Below are 18,111 nucleotides of genomic sequence, written 5' to 3'. Positions count from 1 at the left end.
ATGGTAATATGGAAAAAGTATATGTAATTCAACCGATTATAGATGAAGATTACAGGATCGAGCACGAAGAAATTATTTCTTTGATCGAGAGCAGCGACGGCGTGTATGCGGGAACGCTCTATCAGAAAATCAGAGAAGTCAACCCTGCGACCTATATCGGTGAAGGAAAACTATCGGAACTTAAAGAACGACTGAGCGGATTGGACGAGATCACCGTTCTTTTTAACGGTGCCCTGTCCCCTTCTCAGACACTGAATATTTCGCACGTACTCGACGATCGGAAAGTGATCGACCGCACAACTTTGATTTTAGATATTTTCGCTAAGAATGCAAAAAGCAGCGAAGGAAAGTTACAGGTCGAATTGGCGCAACTTAAATATATGTATCCGCGTTTGAAAGGAAAAGGCGAGGCGCTTTCCCGTCTGGGCGGAGGTATCGGAACCCGCGGTCCGGGCGAATCGCAGTTGGAAACCGACCGCAGGCATATCCGCAGACGCATCGACTATCTCGAAAGCAAATTGAAAAATATCGAAACGCGACGCTATTTATTGTCCGAGCGTCGTAAAAAAAATGCCGTCAAGACGATCGCGCTGGTTGGTTATACAAATACGGGCAAATCCACGCTTTTAAATCTCCTGACGCAGTCGGACGTATTCGTGAAAGATCAACTTTTTGCGACGCTTGATCCCACTTCGCGAAAAATGGAGATCGACGACGTTGAATTTATGCTCATCGATACGGTCGGATTTTTAAAAAATTTGCCGCACGATCTGATCGACGCGTTTCATTCCACGTTGGAGAGCGCCTTAAACTGCGATCTTGCTCTTATCGTATGCGATGCGACGGGAGAATACGAAATGCAGTTGAAAACGACGCTGGATACTTTGGACGCGTTGCATTTTAACGCGCCCTACATCGTGGTCATGAACAAGAGCGAAACGCTGCGTGATTTTGAAGGATATCCGACGGATGCGGTATTTATTTCCGCGAAAGAGAATTTGGGTACGGAAGTATTGAAACGGGAAATTTTGAAACGCTTTCAAAACGATTACGTTTTTTGCTCCCTGCGCGTTCCCTATCGTTCTGTTTCCGATTATAACGCAAATAAAAAATATCTGAAAGAACGAAATATCATTTTTAACGATTTCGGAATGCTGATCGACGCGGTGATCCCCGCAATGTATATTTCGAAATTTCACGATTTCATTGACCGATAAAAAGGCGGAGAGTTTAATTGCTCTCCGCCTTTTTATCGGTGATGATTCGGTCGATTTTGATCGTTGCATAATCTTTGATATCCAGGCATTTACCGCAGTTATCGCAAATTTTGTTTTTATCCAGATCGCAGATTTCGCATTCCAGACAGCCGATACAGTCCCGATCGTATAATACGCATTTTTCTCTCTGTTTTTCCATGGTTTTGCCTCCGATTTTTTGTATTGTAGCATAAATCACAAAAAATATCAAACACTTTTATAAACATTTGTTTGCGTTTAGGAAAATAATATGGTATAATATAGAAAAATCGTAAAAATAGGGATGAAAGAAAGATGTCTGAAAGCAGCAAAAATAAGATGCACGCCGTATTGAACTTTATCAACGAATATAATGCGGAATACGGCTACTCGCCTACGGTGCGGGAGATTTGCGAAAAGTTGAATATCAAATCGACCGCTTCCGCATATTATTATATGGAAAAACTGAAAGAAGAAGGCTACATATCCAAATCGCCGAACAAAAACCGTGCGGTGAATTTTAAGAGGAATTCCTCGGTGAATATCCCCCTGATCGGCACGGTCACCGCAGGGCAGCCCATCTTCGCCTACGAGAATTATGAGGACTATTATTCCTTTCCCGCGGACAGTTTTCACGGTTCGGAATTGTTTATGCTGAACGTACAGGGAACCAGCATGATCGACGCGGGCATCTGCGACGGCGATAAGATCGTCGTTCGCAAACAGCAGAACGCGGACAACGGAGATATCGTGGTCGCTCTTCTGGACGACAGCGCGACCGTCAAACGCTTTTACAAGAAAAACGGTTATTACGTCTTGCATCCCGAAAACGAGACGATGGCCGACATCGTAGTCGAACAGGTTGAGATTTTGGGAAAAGTGATCGGGTTAGTGAGAAGTTTCTGAATGAAAGGGAGCGCGGGTTTACCGCACTCCCTTTCATTTTTTAGAATAGATCAGTTCCCCTTCTTTATACGTCCGCAAAACCTGTAAATTTTTCAGAGCGTCCGTATCAATTTTCAAAGGATTTTTATCGAGCACTACGAGATCGGCAAGTTTTCCTTTGCGCAGACTTCCCTTTTTATCTTCTTCGAAATACTGGTGCGCGGCGTTGATCGTGACCGCTCGGATCGCAGTCAAAACGTCAATAGATTCGTCTTTTCCGAGCGTTTTTCCCGACTTGGTCTTGCGGGCGACGGCGCACCAGAGCGTTTCCGCCATATTCGGGGGGATCACGGGCGAATCCTGATGAAACGTAAACGGAATATGCAGATCTTCGGCTTCTCTTGCCGCGGAAATGCGGCTTGCACGTTCTTGTCCTAAATTTTGCAGATGAACGTCGCCCCAATGGTAGACGTGCGCCACGAAGAAACTCGGGATCACGTTTTGTTTTTTGAGCGCGGCGATCTGGTCGCGCCGCATGACTTGCGCGTGGATCGCTACGGGGCGGCGTTTCGTTTTTGTTTTCGCCAGGATGCGCAAGAGTTGATCTGCCGCGGCGTCACCGTTGACGTGCGTTAATAACTGAACGTCCTCTTCTTGCGCAATGCGGCACAGTCGTTCCGCCTCGTCGTCCGAATAAATGGGATAACCGCGCGACTCGTCGCCTTCGTACGGCTCGGTCAGCCAGGCGGTCTTGCCCTGCGGGGAGCCGTCCAAAAATAATTTGTATCCGCCGAGTTTGAAACGGCCGTTGTATTTATTTTGATATTCGCGGTTTTCTTTGTAGATCTGCGGACATTTTTTCACGTCCACATAGCCGACGACGTCTAAAAACAGTTCTCCCTTTTTTGCGCACTCGGAGAGCAACGCGAAATTATTTTCATTGACCAGACCGTCCTGCGCCGTCGCGATCCCGTAGGAAGCGTACAATTTTTGCGCTTCCCTCATCAAGCGGACGCCGTCGCTTTTTTCCTTGCTTTCGAGTTTGGCGGAATAATAAAAAAACGCTTTTTCTTCCATATATCCGTCCGGAGCGCCCGAAGAAGTCCGTCCTATCATTCCGCCCTCGATGTCCTGAGGATTCTCCGCGCCGATCGCTCGCAATGCCGCGCTGTTGAATACACCCATATGTCCCGAGGCATGCGTGAGCAATATGGGATTCGAGACAGAGATCTCGTCTAATTCGGCGGCTGTCGGATGACGGCGACTTTCCAGATCGTTGTTGTCATAACCGAACGCGAGGATCCAGTCGGTATCCGACAAATTTCTCTCGCTTTTAAAGCGCAGTATTTTTTCTTTGATCTCCGCAAGAGAACGCGAGCCATGCAGCGCACAAAGCGTGAGCGTCTGCGCGACCTGCGAGATGTGCGAATGCGCGTCGATAAACGCGGGCAGAAGGCAGGCTCCGCAAAGGTCGATCTTTTCGCAGTCGGGCGCGGCGCGCCGCTTGCCCTCGTCTAAATCTCCGACAAAAGAGATAACGCCGTCTTCCGTCAGCAGGCATTCCCCCTTTGTGTCTTCCAAAGTGATGATGTCGCAGTTATAAAAAAGTTTTTGCATACATTTCTCCCCTTAACAGTATGTGATATAAATATCTATAATATGGAAAGAGGCAGAATTTTTTCTGCCTCTAGTGTCTATACGCGCACTTCTCCGCTTTCGCCGAGAAGCCCGTTGTGTTTCTGCAATATGGGATCGATCTCTTCGCCGATGAATTCGCAAACTTGTTCGGCGCTCCGGCCGATAAAATTCTTCGCGTCCAGAATCCCGTCGAGTTTGTCCCAGACGGGACGGAACATTTCATCCTGACGGATGAGTTCGATCAGATTGTTGTCCTTTCCCTCCATTTTCACGTTTTTCGACGCTTCCATGGAGAGTACGCGGATCTCTTCGTGCAACTCCTGGCGGTTTCCGCCCGCTTTCACGCATTCCATCATGATATTTTCCGTCGCCATAAAGGGAAGTTCTGCGGCGATATGCTTTTGAATGACTTTCTCGTACACGACGAGATTTTCGGAAATGTTGAGATAGAGATTTAAGATCGCGTCTACGGATAAGAACGCCTGCGCGAGCACGATACGCTTATTCGCGCTGTCGTCGAGCGTGCGCTCGAACCACTGCGTGGAGGCTGTGACGGCCGCGTTGATGGGCAGGCTGAGAACGTACCTCGCGAGCGAACTGATCCGTTCGCTGCGCATGGGGTTGCGCTTATAGGCCATTGCGGACGAGCCGATCTGCTTTTTCTCGAAGGGTTCCTCCACTTCTTTCATATGCTGCAACAGACGGATATCGTTGGAAAAACGGTAGGCGCTCTGTGCGATCTGCGAAAGCACGCATAGTACGTTATAGTCGAATTTACGGGGATAGGTTTGTCCCGTCACGCCGTACACGCGCTCGTATCCCATTTTTTCCACGACTTTTTTCTGCAACAGTTTGACTTTTTCGCCGTCGCCGTTGAAGAGATCGAGAAAACTTGCCTGCGTGCCCGTCGTACCCTTGACGCCGCGCAATTTGACGGCGGCTTTGAGATTCATCAGAGAAACGTAGTCCATTTCCAGATCTTCCAGCCACAGCGTCGCGCGCTTTCCTACGGTCGTCAGTTGGGCAGGCTGTAAATGCGTAAATCCGAGCGTAGGCACGTCCTTGTATTGCAGCGCGAACTTTTTGAGTTTGTCCATCACGTTGACGAGTTTTTCCAGAACGAGGTTGAGCGCCCGATCGAGAACGATGACTTCCGCGTTGTCGGTCACGTAGCAGGACGTCGCGCCCAGATGAATGATGGGCATGGCGGATTTCGCCTGTTTCCCGAACGCTTTCACGTGCGCCATCACGTCGTGACGCACTTCGCTTTCAAACTTCGCCGCATCTTCGTAATTGATATCATCGGCGTACCGTTTCATTTCCGCGATCTGGGCGTCGGTAATATTGAGGCCCAACTCCTTTTCCGATTCCGCGAGCGCGATCCACAATTTTCTCCAAAGGCGGAATTTTGTGTCGTCCGAAAAGATCGCGGACATTTTTTGGCTCGCATAGCGCGTGATCAAAGGATTGACATACATGCTCGTATCCGTCATACGATTATCTCCCGTATAAAAAATTTTTCAGATTCAGATAAAGTATCTGTTCGATAACTTCTCTATTATATCCTATTTTCAAAAATTTTTCCACTAAAATATCCCAACTTTTATAATTTAATAGATCGGCGGGCAGATCCTGCGTTCCGTAAAAATCCGAACCGAGACAGACGCCCTCCGCGCCGTATTTCTGCACGTAATGATCGACGTGGCGCACGACGTTTTCCGAATCAGCCTTTCCCGCCGTCAAAAAGGCGCCGACGAACGTCACGCCCACGAGCGCGCCCGCCTCGTGCAGACATTCGATCTGTTCGTCGTCGATATTGCGCGCATTCGCGTGGACTGCCGAAAAACAGGTGTGCGAGTTTACGAAACGATCGCTCGCGTCGCAAACGTCGAAAAAACTTTGACGGCACAGATGCGCCGTATCCACGGCGATCCCCGCTCTGTTCAGCCGACGGATCACTTCCTTTCCCCTCGGTTTCAGACCGCCCGACGATTTGCAGCCGTGCGCCAGATCGTTTTCATGATTCCAGGTGAGCGTCACGTACCTTGGCCGAAAAGAGATCAGCGTTTCCAACTGTTCGTCGGTAATGCCGCTTACCTCTTCGAAGGCGAGTTCGTACCCGCCCGTTTTACGAAAGCCGCGCGCGACGGCGAACAATTCTTCTATGGAGCGTTTGCCGAGATACAGCGCCAGAACGCCGCAGTCCAGTCCCTCCAATTCGTTTCCGAGGGGCAAATGTCTGACCGTCAAAATATCGTTGTGAAAATCCGCATTCATAGTACAGTGTATGCCGCGCCCGCATAAAAGTAACATAAAAAAACAGTCTGTGCGCATATTTACACAAACTGTTTTTTTTGATTATTTTACTTTTTTGGGTTCGGGATATTCTACACCGAACGTTTCCACGCGTATGGATTTCATGATCTGAGGTTGTACGGGTTTATCGTGATGGTCGGTCCTGACGCCCGCGATCTCGTCGATCGCGTCCATGCCGTCCGTCACCTTTCCGAAAGCGGCGTATTGTCCGTCGAGATGGGAAGAATTTTCGTGCATGATGAAAAACTGGGAACCCGCACTGTCGGGCATCATGCTTCTCGCCATGGAAATGACGCCGCGCGCGTGCTTGAGATCGTTCGCGGCAAAGCCGTTCATGCGGAATTCGCCTGCAATGGAATATCCGGGTCCTCCCATGCCGCTGCCCGCAGGGTCGCCGCCCTGGATCATAAATCCCGCAATGACGCGGTGAAAACACAGTCCGTCGTAAAACCCGCTGTTGGCGAGCGAAATAAAGTTGTTGACCGTATTCGGCGCTTTGTCGGGATATAATTCGAGCGTGACGCTCTTGCCGTTTTCCAAAGTGATGGTCGCGATGGGATTCTTTTGCATATCAATCTCCTTCAATGTCTTCGTATTTTTCCACGATCACGTTCGCTTCGCGGAACAGTTGCATGGAAAATTCGTCGGGGTAGCCGTGTCTGTACACGACGCGCGAAATGCCTGCGTTGATGATCATTTTCGCGCAGATGACGCACGGCTGGTGGGTACAGAACAAGGTGGCGCCGCTGATATTGACGCCCAGCCTCGCCGCCTGGATGATGGCGTTCTGCTCTGCGTGCACGGCGTAACAGATTTCCTGTTTGGTGCCGCTGGGGATATTCAGTTTACGGCGCAGGCATTCTTTGCGGTCAGCGCAACTCTGTATATTTTCGGGCGCGCCGTTGTAACCCGTCGTAAGGACTCTCTTATCTTTGACGATGATCGCGCCGACGTGCCTGTTCTCCTGAAAACAACTCGACCAGCCCGCGACCGTTTCCGTCAGTTCCATAAATCTCTTATCCCACTTATTCATCGGTAAAACCTCTGTTTCCTTTTCGTTTATTTTACCATACTACCCTAAAAATTGCAAGCCGCAGTGACATTTTTCCTTTCATTTTTCTTGTTTTAGCACTCGCAAAAGAAAAGTGCTAAAATTTTAATTTTTTTTATATAAATCGTTTGACATTTTTATGGAAATGGTTATAATATATGGTAAATTAGCACTCAGGAGTGAAAAGTGCTAACTCAAAAATAAGAAATAAAAAACGGAGGCAATATTATGAACATTAAACCATTATTTGACAGAGTAGTTGTTGAAAGCGTTCAATCGGAAGAAAAGACCAAGAGCGGATTCATTCTCCCCTCTTCGGCACAGGAAAAACCTCAGACGGCGAGAGTCGTTGCGGTAGGCCCCGGCGGAGTAGTCGATGGAAAAGACGTAACTATGGAGGTCAAGATCGGCGACGTGGTTCTCTACGCGAAATATTCGGGAAGCGAATTCAAAGTCGACGGAAAAGAATTTACCATTCTGCGGCAGAGCGATATTCTGGCGATCGTTGAATAATCGTAAAAATTTGTCAAAGTTTTTTAGGAGGAATCGATAATTATGGCTAAACAGATCAAATACGGAGACGAAGCGAGAAAGGCTTTGGAAACGGGCGTCAATACGCTCGCGAATACTGTTAAAATCACTCTCGGGCCGAAAGGCAGAAACGTGGTTCTCGATAAAAAATTCGGGGCTCCCCTCATCACCAACGACGGCGTGACCATCGCCAAGGAAATCGAGTTGGAAGACGCGTTCGAAAACATGGGCGCGCAACTCGTGAAGGAAGTTTCCACGAAGACCAACGACGTCGCGGGCGACGGCACCACGACTGCGGTCGTGCTTGCGCAGGCGATCATCCGCGAAGGTCTCAAAAACCTCGCCGCAGGCGCCAACCCCATCATTTTGAGAAAAGGGATCGACAAGGCTGTCGAAGCCGCCGTTTCCGAAATTAAAAAGAGTTCCAAAGAAGTCGACAGCAAACTCGCGATCACACAGGTCGCATCCATCTCCGCCGGCGACGATACCGTGGGACAGATCGTGTCCGACGCAATGGAAAAGGTCGGCAAAGACGGCGTGATCACCGTGGAAGAAGGCAAGACCATGATGACCGAGTTGACGACAGTAGAAGGCATGCAGTTCGACAGAGGCTACGCCTCCGCTTACATGGTCACCAATACCGATAAAATGGAAGCCGTATTGGATAACCCCTACATTTTCATTACCGATAAAAAAGTTTCCAATCTGCAGGAGATCCTGCCCGTGATCGAGCCTTTGGCTCAGCAGGGCGCGCGTCTTCTGATCATTGCCGAGGACGTGGAAGGCGACGCTTTGGCAGCACTCATCGTCAACAAACTAAAAGGCGTATTCAACTGCGTTGCGGTGAAAGCGCCCGGTTTCGGCGATCGCAGAAAGGCGATGCTCGAAGATATCGCGATTTTGACGGGCGGCACCGTGATCTCTTCCGATCTCGGCTACGAGTTCAAAGACGTGACGATGGATATGCTCGGAAGAGCCGCGCAGGTCAAAGTCGACAAAGACAACACCACCATTATCAACGGCGCGGGCGCTGCGGACGCGATCAAGGCGAGAGTTAACGCCATCAAGGCGCAGATCGCGGAAACCACTTCCGATTACGATAAGGAAAAATTGCAGGAACGCCTCGCGAAACTTGCGGGCGGCGTAGCCGTCATCAACGTCGGCGCGGCGACCGAAGTGGAAATGAAAGAAAAGAAACTCCGTATCGAGGACGCGCTGGCTGCTACCCGTGCGGCGGTCGAAGAAGGTATCGTACCCGGAGGCGGCGTCGCTCTCCTCTCCACTTCCGCTGCACTGAAAAAACTCATCGCAACGCTGGAAGGCGACGAAAAAACAGGCGCGCAGATCATCCTCAAAGCCATTGAAGAACCTCTCAGACAGATCGCGGCGAACGCAGGACTCGACGGTTCGGTCATTATCGATAAGATCCTTTCGAGCAAAAAGACCAACTACGGTTACGATGCACTGAACAACCGTTACACCGATATGGTCGAAAGCGGCATCATCGATCCGACCAAGGTCGCGAGAAGCGTATTGCAAAACGCGGCTTCCGTAGCGGCTACCTTGCTCACGACCGAGAGCGTCGTGGCGGATATTCCCGCTCCCGAGCCTGCCGCTCCCGCACCCGGCGGCATGGGCGGAATGTACTAAGCCGTAAATTTTCATTAGAACAAACGCCCCGCAGATTTTCTGCGGGGCGTCTTTTTTATTCTATTTTCATGATATCGTCGTCTTCGAGATCCTTTAAAAAGTCGGGCAGTTCCTCTTCTTCCTCGTCGGATTCGGAAGGAACGCTCTTTTTCTCGATTTGCCCGCCGTCTGGATTCTGCGGCGGCTGTATTTCGCCGTTGTCCACATATACGTTGTTGGCATAGAGATAAGACTCGGGCGCGGCGTTTTCGCCGTTCAGACGGGCGATATTCTCCATCAGCGTATCGTAGTCGGGAAGGTCTGCAATGCTCGTCAGGTTGAACCGCTTCAAAAAGTTATCCGTCGTCGCATAAAGAATGGGCCTGCCCACCGCGTCCTTGCGCCCGACCGGTTCGATCATTTTCAGATCGAGAAGCGTATGTATCGCATAATCGCAGTTGAGCCCGCGCAGATTTTCCAGTTCGCCCTTGGTAATAGGCTGTTTATAGGCGATGATCGCGGAACATTCTAAAATTGTGCGCGTAAATTCGCGCTCTTTAATGGGATTCAGCACGGAGGAAACAAAATCTTTGTATTCCGGATTGCTGGAAAGTTGTAATTTTTTATTGAAGAACAGAACTTTCAAGCCGCCTTTTTCCCCATACCGCTCCTGCAATTTTTTTGCCGCGTCCTTGACGTCCTTTTCCGAAACGCCGAGTTTTTCCGCAATGATATCCACGGGAACGGGATTTCCTGCCGCGAATAAAATACTTTCGAGTATGTTACTCAAATTCTCCAAGATCTCCAATGGTCTCGTCCTCACTTCTTTCGGTATTGTATTTGATCAGAATTTTTTCGAATACGCCGCCCTGCTCTACTTTGATAAACTGATATTTTAAAAGTTCCAAAAGCGCCTGAAAAGTCGTAATGATTTCGTTTTTGGAAGAATACGGCGTGAACAGTTCGTCAAAGCCCACCGTGCCGCGCTCTTTGACCGTGTCGCAGATATAATTCGCGCGGTCGGGAATGGTATAGACGTCTTTGGGAATCTCCCTCTGCACGCCTTTTTCGCGGCTTAACGCTTCCTGGCGTATCATCAGTTCGGTAAACGCTTTCAACAGTCCGTCGAGGTTGAAATCCTTATAGACGATCTTCGCCTCGCCGACGTTTTTATCGGGTTCCTTATAGAAGTATCCGATCGTTTCCAGTTCTTTCAGTTTCGCGCTCTCTTCTTTGAGCAGTTTGTATTCTTCGAGCGCGCGGATGAGCGTCTGTTCGCTGCTCTCCTCTTCGGGTTCCATCTCCACGACTGAGGGCACGAGGCTCTTTGCCTTGATGTCGAGAATCGCGGCCGCAATATTGAGATACTCGCTCGCTTTGTCGATGTCTATGTACGGCAGCCCCTGCATATACAGCAGGAACTGTTCGGTCACTTTGGAAACGAATATATCCTTGATCTCGATCTGCTCTTGCTTGATGAGGAATAAAAGCAAATCGAGCGGGCCCTCGAAATTATCCAGGACCGTGGTATAATCGACGACCGATTCGAATTTTTCGGCAGGATCTTTAACCATCAGAAAATCAGCCCCCAAAACGCCGTGATCGGCCACGCTACGATATTCACGGCAAAATCCAGAATATAGCCGAGGATATCGATATAACCCAAAACCGTGAAATAACCCGAAACGAAATGGATCGCGATCAGAATCAATAAGATGATCGAGCCGTATCTTTCGAAAAATCTGTAAACGCGCCCGTGTCGGCGGTTGAGCGCTTCCACCACCCGCCAGCCGTCCAGCGGCGCGAGCGGGATCAGATTGAATACGCAGAAGGATATACTGTACGTCCATAACAGCATAAAAAGCATTTCCACAAAAGTCTGGATGGGCCAGAGCGGGATATTCACGTACAGCACGACCAGTTTATAGATCGGGAACAAGAGAAACGCCATGATGAGATTCATGACCACGCCCGCGATCGCGGTCAGGGTCAAGCCCCTGCGATAATGGTTGAAATTGAGCGGATTGATGGGAACGGGTTTCGCCCAGCCGAAGCCCGCGAAAGTAAACATGATGAGTCCCAGAAGATCGAAATGTACCATGGGATTGAGGCTGCACCGCCCGTTGATCTTTGCGGTGGGATCGCCGCATTTATACGCCACGAACGCATGGGCGAATTCGTGAAACGACAATACGACCATGACGGCGAAAAAACTTGCAAGTAAAGTAATTATCCTTATAACAATATCCATAAAAAAATTATACCGTATTTTTCTTAAAAAAGCAAGATTTTCGAGGATGAAAAAGGAAAGGCGGCAAGCCTTTCCTTCATACGTTATTTTAATCTTTCGGGGATCAGATCGTTTCTTGTCAGATCTTCGTAGGTCTGCGGCTTTACGATATATTCCGCGTTTCCTTTATACGCAAGCACCGCCCCGGGGATAAAATTTCGGTTGTAGTTGCTCGCCATGGAATAATTGTAGGCGCCCGTGGAGAGAACCGCAAGAATTTCGCCGCTCTTTGCTGCGGGCAGAGGCACGTCCGCGCATACGATATCGCCGCTCTCGCAGCATTTGCCCGCGATCGTCACGATCTCCTCGGGTTTCTCGTCCGCGCGCGCGGCGAGAAGCGCCGTATACTTGGACTGATAGAGGGCATAGCGGGGATTGTCGAACATTCCCCCGTCCACAGCCACGTATTTTTTGACGTTGGGAATTTCTTTGATCGCACCGACCGTGTAGAGCGTGATGCCTGCCTCCGCTACGATCGAGCGTCCCGGCTCGACGACGAGATACGGCAGAGGGAAATCATATTGCGCGCATTTTTCTTTCAGTTCCGCCACGATCGCTTTGAGATATTCTGCATAGCCTGCGGGCGTGATCTTTTTATCTTCGTCGGTATACCAAACGCCGTAGCCTCCGCCGAGGTTGAGCGTCTTAGCCGTAAAGTTCAAGTCTTTACGGATCCTTACCATAAAATCCGTCATTTTATCGACGGCGAGCGTGAACGACTGCTTTTCGAATATCTGCGAACCGATGTGGCAGTGATATCCCGTCAGGCGCAGGTTTTTCTTTTGCAGCGCGTATGCGGTTATTTTTTCCGCCGTGTCGTCGGATATGGAAAACCCGAATTTGCTGTCCGTCTTGGCGGTCTGGATAAAGTGATGGGTATGCGCTTCCACGCCCGGATTGACGCGGATGAGGATATCCTGCACCATGCCGCGCTCGCCCGCCATTTCGTCGAGCATATCCAATTCGGAATATGCGTCCACGACGATCGCGCCGATTTTACAATCGAGCGCCTCGCAAAGTTCCTGCCGCAATTTATTGTTGCCGTGCATGTAGATCTTATCTGCAGGAAAACCTGCCTGCAACGCCGTGTAGAGTTCCCCGCCCGAAACCACGTCGCATCCGATCTTTTCGTCGGCGACGATTTTATAGACCGCCTTGCAGGAAAAGGCCTTCGAGGCATACAGGACCAGTCCGTTCCCGCCGTATTCGTTTTCGATCGTTTCGCGGTAGACGGCGCACATATCGCGTATGTACTGTTCGTCGAATACATAGACGGGCGTGGGGAATCTGGCGACAAGTTCTACGGTATCGCATCCGCCGATTTCCAGATGCCCTTTGTCATTCACTTTCAAGGTCGGACGTGTGTTCATGTTTTGACTACCTCACCTCACTTTTTCTTTACCGTTCTATTGTACCAAAAATGCGCTCGGATTGCAAATATTTTATCTGAAAATTCGGTGTAAAGTAAAGCAGTCCGAAACTGTTTGTTTCGGACTGCTTTTCAAATTTTATACGTTCCAGTTTTTCGCGATATTGCCGATCGCATCCCATAACGTATTTTTAGCGATTTCTTCGTTTGCCCGCAGCGTCACGCGGTCGGTTTCCACGCCGTTTTTATAGACGATCACTTCGCCCGCAACGTCGCCGATCTTCACGGGCGCTTTCAGCCCTGTGAGATTGACGTCCAGAACGATTTCGGGATTTTCCGTCTTGTTGACAAAGACGTAGGAACTGCGTTCGGGTTTTACGCTCACGCAGTCGGTTTTGCCGCCGCTCACTTCGCACTTTTCGTCAAGCACTCGTTCGCTGTCGACCGCTACTTTGTTCTCGCAGGTCGCGAAAGCAAAATCGAACATGGTGGAGACCGCTCCGAAACGGGCTTTGCTGTCGCTGCCGCCGATGACGACGGACACGACGCGCATATTGCCGCGCTTTGCGGAGGCTGCCAGGCAGAATCCCGCTTCGCTGGTAAATCCTGTTTTGCCCGCGTCGCAGCCGTTATAAAAGCGGATGAGTTTGTTCGTGTTCGCCATTTCCGTTTCGCGGCCTTTCGGGTGCGAAATCTTATCCATCCAGATTTTGCTGAACGAATAATACACGTCGTGGCGCAGCAATTCGCCGAGGATCAGGGCGACGTCTTTCGCGCAGGAATACTGTCCCTGTTTGGGAAGCCCCGTACAGTTTACATATACGGTATCCTCCGCACCGAGGCTCTTCGCGCGTTCGTTCATTTTGGAAATGAACAGATCTTCCGTTCCCGCAATGCGCTCCGCCATCGCCACGCAGGAATCGTTTGCGGACGCGATACAGATGCTTTTGATCAGATCGCTCGCCTTATAAGTCGTGCCCGATTCCAAGAACACCTGCGAGCCGCCCATACCGCTCGCGTTTTCGCTGACGGCGATCTCCTCGTCCAGTTTTAAGGAACCGCTTTCCAATTCGTCCATGATCAGCACCAGCGTCATGATCTTACACATGCTCGCAATGGGAAGATGCTGCGTTTCGTTTTTAGAATAAATACGGGTTCCGCTGTGCCAGTCGCATAGATACGCGGCTTTGCAGTTTTTTGCAAGTTCGGTATCTTCTTCCGCGTTCACATAAGCGGCTGCGCCGCCGACGGCGGAAAACAAAAATAGAAAAGCGAATATCGCCGTTAAAACTTTTTTCATAAAGATATCTCTCCGTTTGTTTTTCTTTCGATACCTTTATTATTTGTGTTCTGCTGCAATTTATTCAATCATACGCGAACTATTTCATACATAGTACTATGCAAAATAATTTCAAATGCGTTTAACAACCCGTTTTATCAACATTGAATAGTTTTCTTCATTCTTTCGCGCCTGTGAAAGCACGTCGTGATGGTCGAGCCGTTCGTCCTCGATCCCCGCCCCCATATTGGTTATACCCGAAATCGCAGCGACTTTGAGACGGAGATATTTCGCAAAAACAGCCTCGACTACCGTGCTCATCCCCACGGCGTCTGCGCCCAACTTCGAAAACGCCTGAATTTCTGCGGGCGTTTCGTAGGAAGGTCCGAGTACCTGGATATACACCCCGCTATGAGCGCAAAGCCCCAACGCTTCGCATTCCTCTAATATAATATTTCGGATCGCTTCGTCATAAACGTTTGTCATGTCGCAAAAGACAGGATATTCTTCCGTAGCCTTCTCGCCGATCAGCGGATTGCGAAAGGTAAAATTAATGTGGTCTTTCAAAACCATCAGATCGCCGCGGCGATAAGCGCGGTTCAATCCGCCTGCGGCGTTCGTCAAGATGAGAGTATCTATACCCAAAGCATACATGACTTTGATTGGCATCAGCACGTCGGAAAATTCTTTTCCCTCGTACAAATGAAAGCGCCCCTGCGCAACGACGACGTTTTTGCAGCCGAGTTTTCCGAATACAAAATTACCGCTATGCCCCTTTACGCCGCAAGTCGGCATATTTTGCAGCGATGCGTAAGATATGGTAATCGGTTCTTCAAGTCCGCGGCAGACGGCGCCCCAACCGCTGCCCAATATCAGCCCGACGGACGGCGTGACGTCAGTCCTGGCGTAAATCTGTTCCGCAATGTCGTAGACGCGTTCGTCTTCAAAGATTTTTCTTTCCATGTGCTTGTTCCCCTTGTAAAATTTCGGATATTTCAGAATTGCCGCGCACGCCGAAAGAAGACAGGACGAATCGCGAAATGTGATCGAATCCGTCGAGCGTGCCCAGATTCCGGCTTGCGATATTTCGTCCGTAGATCAAAAGCGGCACGTATTCGCGGGAATGGTCGGTGGAAGGCGTTGTCGGATCGCAGCCGTGATCAGCGGTCAGGATCAGAATATCGTCGCCGCGCATTCCGCTTTCGATAGCAGGCAAATGCCCGTCCAGATATTCGAGCGCCCGCGCATATCCCTCCGCATCGTTGCGGTGACCGTACAGCATATCGGTGTCGACGAGATTGACGAAAACAAGCCCTCTCTCGGCTTCTCGCACGAGGCGGAGCGTCTCTTCGATCCCCTCTCGGTTGTTGCCCGTGTGCGTTGAGTCCGCAATGCCTCTACCGCAAAAAATATCGGTTATTTTTCCGACGGCAAAAGTGGGCACGCCGTGCGCAGCAAGTTTTTCCATCATTGTTTCGGAGGGAGGCGGAAGCGCATAATCTTTTCTGTCCTCCGTACGCGTAAATTTACCGTCTGCGTGCGTGAACGGACGCGCGATGACGCGGCCGACCGCCCAGTCGCCGACCATGATCTCCCGCGCGATCTCGCAGATCTCATAAAGCCTGGAAAGCGGGACGACGGAAATATCCGCAGCGATCTGCATGACGGAATCCTGCGAAGTATAGAGTATGGGACGCTTCGTGCGGAGATGCTCTTCGCCCAAACGCTGTATGATCTCGGTACCGGAAGCGACCTCGTTGCCCATAAATTCGACGTTCGCCTTTTGTTCGATCTCGGATACGATCTCGGAGGGAAAGGTTTTGTAGATTCCGTACGGTTTTTTCATCATAACGCCCGCGATTTCGTAGTGCCCTGCCGTCGTGTCCTTTGCAAAAGTTTTTTCCGCCATTCTGCCGTACGCCGCAACGGGAGCCGCGCAGGGGCGCAATATTTTTCCGTCGGGAAAAGAAAGATTGGCTACGCCGTCGATATTATTCAGACCGAACCGTATAAGATTGGGAAGGTCGACTCCCGTGCGCGCGTAAAGATTTCCGTACGTATTCGAGCCTTCGTCATGAAAAAGGTCGGCGTCGGGCATCTCGCCGATTCCGAAACTGTCGATCACAAGTAAAAATATTCTCATATAAAAATCCTATAAAATGAAATTCAAGGGACGGATGACTGCGACGATCGTAAGAAGTTCCAAAATCGCCGCAGCGACGGATACAATCAGCGCCAGAACAACGATATCCGCGTACGGTCGCAGCGCGATACATCCCGATTGCCTGTTATTGTTCGCGTTTTCGTATGCGGGACATACGAGGATCACCAGAATTCCGCTGAAAATTACTTGCTGAGGCAGTAATACCAACAGCAAAATGATCACGCCGCTCAGCGAATATACCGTTATCATTATAACACAAGCGGTGCCGAAAATAAAGCCTTTATAAAAAATTATCACGTAATGCACGGGAAGACACCAAACGATGATACCTCCCGGAAGGCAAAAGATCAAGACCAGCGCGTAGTTTAAGATCCTCGTGAAGAATATCGAAAAGACCGAATGGTCTTTATTGACGATACGGTAGATCAGATCGCTACAATATTCGCGGTAATACAGATCCAATGAGAGAGGTTTATCGAGTATGATCCCGCACAGTATTCCCGCGATCACAGCGAGAAGGGAACAGAAAAATATAATTTTATGCGTCTTGCAGGACGTCTTGATTTCTTCGAAATAATAAGAAAGGTTCATATAAATCTTATATGAACCTTTCTATTCGTTTATGCTCAATTCCCGAACATATTATCCACGGAAATGCCGTAACCGCGGGTCGGATCGTTCAAAAACACGTGCGTGACCGCACCGATGAGTTTACCGTCCTGAATGATCGGGCTTCCGCTCATCCCCTGCACGATGCCGCCCGTCTGAGCCAGAAGCGTGTCGTCTGTAATTTTGATCACAAAATTTTTGTTTTGCTTATTATTTTTATCGACCTTGACAATACTCACAGAGTACTCTTTCGGCGTGATTCCGTCGATAGTCGTAAAAATGCTCGCCTTGCCGGGATGCGTGTCCCCTACGGCAGCCGTTTTCGCGCATTTGAATCGGGAAAAATCATACCCCTTTTTGAATTGACCGAAAATGCCGCAATCGCAGTTCTTTTCGGCTGTCGCTATATGCGTGTCATTCAGAAATACGCCTTTCAGTTCCCCCGCTTTGCCGCGGATCCCTTTGACGACGTTCACGATGCTGCAATTATAGATCTTGCCGCCAGCGACCTTCATAGCCGCGCCGTTTTCGCCCATAACGGGATGACCCAAAGAACCGAACCGAAGCGTGTCTTTTTCAATGTACGTGACCGTCCCGATGCCCGATACGCTGTCTCTCACGAGCACGCCGAGTTTGCGTTTTCCGCTCGTGATGTCCTTGGCGGGTTTGATTTCTTTCGTCATCTCCTCGCCGTCTCTCTGTATCTCGACGGTATATTCCGTCTTTTTTTCTTTTGCAAGCACGGTGTCCAGATCTTTTGCCGATTCGATGGTAACCCCGTTTAATGTCAAAATAATATCCCCAACGTAAATTTCCGCTTCTTTAGCAGGGCATTTAGCGCCGTCCACAGTCAATACTTCGCAGATACCGACTACCTGAGCGCCGCCCAGCCCGAGCGTAAACCCGGCGGGGATTCCTCCTATATAAACTTCTTTGCCGTCTGCCGAAGCGCCCACAGGCGTTCCCGCGACGGCAAAGGCGATAATAAATATCAATAGGATTGTCAATGTAGAAAATTTAAACTTTCGCATAATCGCCCCCGTTTTAATATATCATTACTTTGCGTAAAAGGCGGGCGCAATATACGGAGAAAAATTTTCCATGAAAGGATAAAA

Annotated in this window: 19 protein-coding genes; 4 read left to right on the top strand and 15 right to left on the bottom strand. The window is 49.7% G+C overall.

Translation table 11 applies throughout. The features are described 5' to 3' along the window. The first annotated feature begins 8 nt into the window (after positions 1-8). Complete coding sequence (hflX, locus tag ESZ91_RS11250) at positions 9-1,217, top strand: GTPase HflX (protein ID WP_129227340.1); 1,209 nt, start codon at positions 9-11, stop codon at positions 1,215-1,217. 13 nt (positions 1,218-1,230) lie between these two features. Here the strand turns inward: hflX and ESZ91_RS11245 are convergent, their stop codons facing one another. Then, positions 1,231-1,416, bottom strand: coding sequence for a hypothetical protein (locus ESZ91_RS11245; RefSeq protein WP_129227338.1), 186 nt, complete (start codon positions 1,414-1,416; stop codon positions 1,231-1,233). 134 nt (positions 1,417-1,550) lie between these two features. Between ESZ91_RS11245 and lexA the strand changes: the two genes are divergently transcribed. Then, positions 1,551-2,141, top strand: a complete 591-nt coding sequence (lexA, locus tag ESZ91_RS11240; RefSeq protein ID WP_129227336.1) for a transcriptional repressor LexA — start codon at positions 1,551-1,553, stop codon at positions 2,139-2,141. A 33-nt stretch (positions 2,142-2,174) separates the two neighbouring features. On the opposite strand, the gene ESZ91_RS11235 is transcribed toward lexA, so the two are convergent. The 5 genes from ESZ91_RS11235 to ESZ91_RS11215 all read right to left on the bottom strand — a co-directional run bounded on the left by ESZ91_RS11235 (position 2,175) and on the right by ESZ91_RS11215 (position 7,107). Next, positions 2,175-3,737 carry an amidohydrolase gene (locus tag ESZ91_RS11235; protein WP_129227334.1) on the bottom strand — a complete coding sequence of 521 codons (1,563 nt, stop codon included), beginning with the start codon at positions 3,735-3,737 and terminating at the stop codon, positions 2,175-2,177. A gap of 77 nt (positions 3,738-3,814) precedes the next feature. After that, positions 3,815-5,251: an adenylosuccinate lyase gene (purB, locus tag ESZ91_RS11230; RefSeq protein ID WP_129227332.1), complete on the bottom strand. Its 1,437-nt coding sequence runs from the start codon at positions 5,249-5,251 to the stop codon at positions 3,815-3,817. Between the two features lie 4 nt (positions 5,252-5,255). Then, entirely contained in the window at positions 5,256-6,035 is a 780-nt protein-coding gene (locus tag ESZ91_RS11225; protein WP_161971158.1) for a dipeptidase, read from the bottom strand. Between the two features lie 81 nt (positions 6,036-6,116). Further along, positions 6,117-6,644 (bottom strand): peptidylprolyl isomerase, encoded by a 528-nt coding sequence (locus ESZ91_RS11220; protein WP_129227328.1) that lies wholly within the window; start codon positions 6,642-6,644, stop codon positions 6,117-6,119. Position 6,645: 1 nt separating this feature from the next. Then, the gene (locus tag ESZ91_RS11215; RefSeq protein ID WP_129227326.1) at positions 6,646-7,107 is read right to left on the bottom strand and encodes a deoxycytidylate deaminase; all 462 of its coding nucleotides are present in this window, start codon (positions 7,105-7,107) and stop codon (positions 6,646-6,648) included. A 246-nt stretch (positions 7,108-7,353) separates the two neighbouring features. Between ESZ91_RS11215 and ESZ91_RS11210 the strand changes: the two genes are divergently transcribed. Both ESZ91_RS11210 and groL read left to right on the top strand, forming a co-directional pair. Further along, entirely contained in the window at positions 7,354-7,638 is a 285-nt protein-coding gene (locus tag ESZ91_RS11210) for a co-chaperone GroES (RefSeq protein ID WP_129227324.1), read from the top strand. A 42-nt stretch (positions 7,639-7,680) separates the two neighbouring features. Next, positions 7,681-9,306, top strand: a complete 1,626-nt coding sequence (gene groL, locus ESZ91_RS11205) for a chaperonin GroEL (protein WP_129227322.1) — start codon at positions 7,681-7,683, stop codon at positions 9,304-9,306. 55 nt (positions 9,307-9,361) lie between these two features. Here groL and scpB read toward each other — a convergent pair whose 3' ends face one another. The 9 genes from scpB to ESZ91_RS11165 form a co-directional block, all read right to left on the bottom strand. Further along, the gene (gene scpB, locus ESZ91_RS11200) at positions 9,362-10,075 is read right to left on the bottom strand and encodes an SMC-Scp complex subunit ScpB (protein WP_161971157.1); all 714 of its coding nucleotides are present in this window, start codon (positions 10,073-10,075) and stop codon (positions 9,362-9,364) included. Further along, positions 10,068-10,859, bottom strand: a complete 792-nt coding sequence (locus ESZ91_RS11195; RefSeq protein WP_161971156.1) for a segregation and condensation protein A — start codon at positions 10,857-10,859, stop codon at positions 10,068-10,070. The genes scpB and ESZ91_RS11195 overlap by 8 nt, the downstream gene beginning before the upstream one ends. Further along, the gene (locus ESZ91_RS11685) at positions 10,859-11,536 is read right to left on the bottom strand and encodes a site-2 protease family protein (protein WP_161971155.1); all 678 of its coding nucleotides are present in this window, start codon (positions 11,534-11,536) and stop codon (positions 10,859-10,861) included. The genes ESZ91_RS11195 and ESZ91_RS11685 overlap by 1 nt, the downstream gene beginning before the upstream one ends. 83 nt (positions 11,537-11,619) lie before the next feature. Continuing rightward, on the bottom strand, positions 11,620-12,945 hold the full coding sequence (gene lysA / locus ESZ91_RS11190; protein WP_129227315.1) for a diaminopimelate decarboxylase: 1,326 nt from the start codon (positions 12,943-12,945) through the stop codon (positions 11,620-11,622). Positions 12,946-13,083: 138 nt separating this feature from the next. After that, positions 13,084-14,244, bottom strand: a complete 1,161-nt coding sequence (locus ESZ91_RS11185) for a D-alanyl-D-alanine carboxypeptidase family protein (RefSeq protein ID WP_129227313.1) — start codon at positions 14,242-14,244, stop codon at positions 13,084-13,086. Positions 14,245-14,355: 111 nt separating this feature from the next. Further along, positions 14,356-15,186, bottom strand: a complete 831-nt coding sequence (locus ESZ91_RS11180; RefSeq protein ID WP_129227311.1) for a purine-nucleoside phosphorylase — start codon at positions 15,184-15,186, stop codon at positions 14,356-14,358. Continuing rightward, positions 15,167-16,366 carry a phosphopentomutase gene (locus tag ESZ91_RS11175; RefSeq protein WP_129227309.1) on the bottom strand — a complete coding sequence of 400 codons (1,200 nt, stop codon included), beginning with the start codon at positions 16,364-16,366 and terminating at the stop codon, positions 15,167-15,169. Before ESZ91_RS11175 ends, ESZ91_RS11180 begins: the two co-directional genes overlap by 20 nt. Positions 16,367-16,375: 9 nt before the next feature. Further along, entirely contained in the window at positions 16,376-16,978 is a 603-nt protein-coding gene (locus ESZ91_RS11170; RefSeq protein ID WP_129227307.1) for a stage II sporulation protein M, read from the bottom strand. A gap of 35 nt (positions 16,979-17,013) precedes the next feature. Beyond that, positions 17,014-18,027, bottom strand: a complete 1,014-nt coding sequence (locus tag ESZ91_RS11165) for a SpoIVB peptidase S55 domain-containing protein (RefSeq protein ID WP_129227305.1) — start codon at positions 18,025-18,027, stop codon at positions 17,014-17,016. Positions 18,028-18,111: the final 84 nt, after the last annotated feature.

Origin of the sequence: Candidatus Borkfalkia ceftriaxoniphila (assembly GCF_004134775.1) — a bacterium.
Lineage (GTDB): Bacteria > Bacillota > Clostridia > Christensenellales > Borkfalkiaceae > Borkfalkia > Borkfalkia ceftriaxoniphila.
The sequence above is the reverse complement of the archived record's forward strand: the minus strand, read 5'-3'. Positions and strand labels throughout refer to the sequence as shown.

Excerpts from the sequence above, each read along its gene's own strand:
- groL (WP_129227322.1), top strand. The coding sequence starts at position 7,681 with ATGGCTAAACAGATCAAATACGGAGACGAAGCGAGAAAGGCTTTGGAA.
- ESZ91_RS11170 (WP_129227307.1), bottom strand. The coding sequence starts at position 16,978 with ATGAACCTTTCTTATTATTTCGAAGAAATCAAGACGTCCTGCAAGACG.
- ESZ91_RS11165 (WP_129227305.1), bottom strand. The coding sequence starts at position 18,027 with ATGCGAAAGTTTAAATTTTCTACATTGACAATCCTATTGATATTTATT.
- lysA (WP_129227315.1), bottom strand. The coding sequence starts at position 12,945 with ATGAACACACGTCCGACCTTGAAAGTGAATGACAAAGGGCATCTGGAA.
- ESZ91_RS11235 (WP_129227334.1), bottom strand. The coding sequence starts at position 3,737 with ATGCAAAAACTTTTTTATAACTGCGACATCATCACTTTGGAAGACACA.
- ESZ91_RS11185 (WP_129227313.1), bottom strand. The coding sequence starts at position 14,244 with ATGAAAAAAGTTTTAACGGCGATATTCGCTTTTCTATTTTTGTTTTCC.
- ESZ91_RS11220 (WP_129227328.1), bottom strand. The coding sequence starts at position 6,644 with ATGCAAAAGAATCCCATCGCGACCATCACTTTGGAAAACGGCAAGAGC.
- ESZ91_RS11175 (WP_129227309.1), bottom strand. The coding sequence starts at position 16,366 with ATGAGAATATTTTTACTTGTGATCGACAGTTTCGGAATCGGCGAGATG.
- hflX (WP_129227340.1), top strand. The coding sequence starts at position 9 with ATGGAAAAAGTATATGTAATTCAACCGATTATAGATGAAGATTACAGG.
- lexA (WP_129227336.1), top strand. The coding sequence starts at position 1,551 with ATGTCTGAAAGCAGCAAAAATAAGATGCACGCCGTATTGAACTTTATC.
- ESZ91_RS11195 (WP_161971156.1), bottom strand. The coding sequence starts at position 10,859 with ATGGTTAAAGATCCTGCCGAAAAATTCGAATCGGTCGTCGATTATACC.
- ESZ91_RS11210 (WP_129227324.1), top strand. The coding sequence starts at position 7,354 with ATGAACATTAAACCATTATTTGACAGAGTAGTTGTTGAAAGCGTTCAA.
- ESZ91_RS11685 (WP_161971155.1), bottom strand. The coding sequence starts at position 11,536 with ATGGATATTGTTATAAGGATAATTACTTTACTTGCAAGTTTTTTCGCC.
- ESZ91_RS11180 (WP_129227311.1), bottom strand. The coding sequence starts at position 15,186 with ATGGAAAGAAAAATCTTTGAAGACGAACGCGTCTACGACATTGCGGAA.
- ESZ91_RS11215 (WP_129227326.1), bottom strand. The coding sequence starts at position 7,107 with ATGAATAAGTGGGATAAGAGATTTATGGAACTGACGGAAACGGTCGCG.
- purB (WP_129227332.1), bottom strand. The coding sequence starts at position 5,251 with ATGACGGATACGAGCATGTATGTCAATCCTTTGATCACGCGCTATGCG.
- ESZ91_RS11225 (WP_161971158.1), bottom strand. The coding sequence starts at position 6,035 with ATGAATGCGGATTTTCACAACGATATTTTGACGGTCAGACATTTGCCC.
- ESZ91_RS11245 (WP_129227338.1), bottom strand. The coding sequence starts at position 1,416 with ATGGAAAAACAGAGAGAAAAATGCGTATTATACGATCGGGACTGTATC.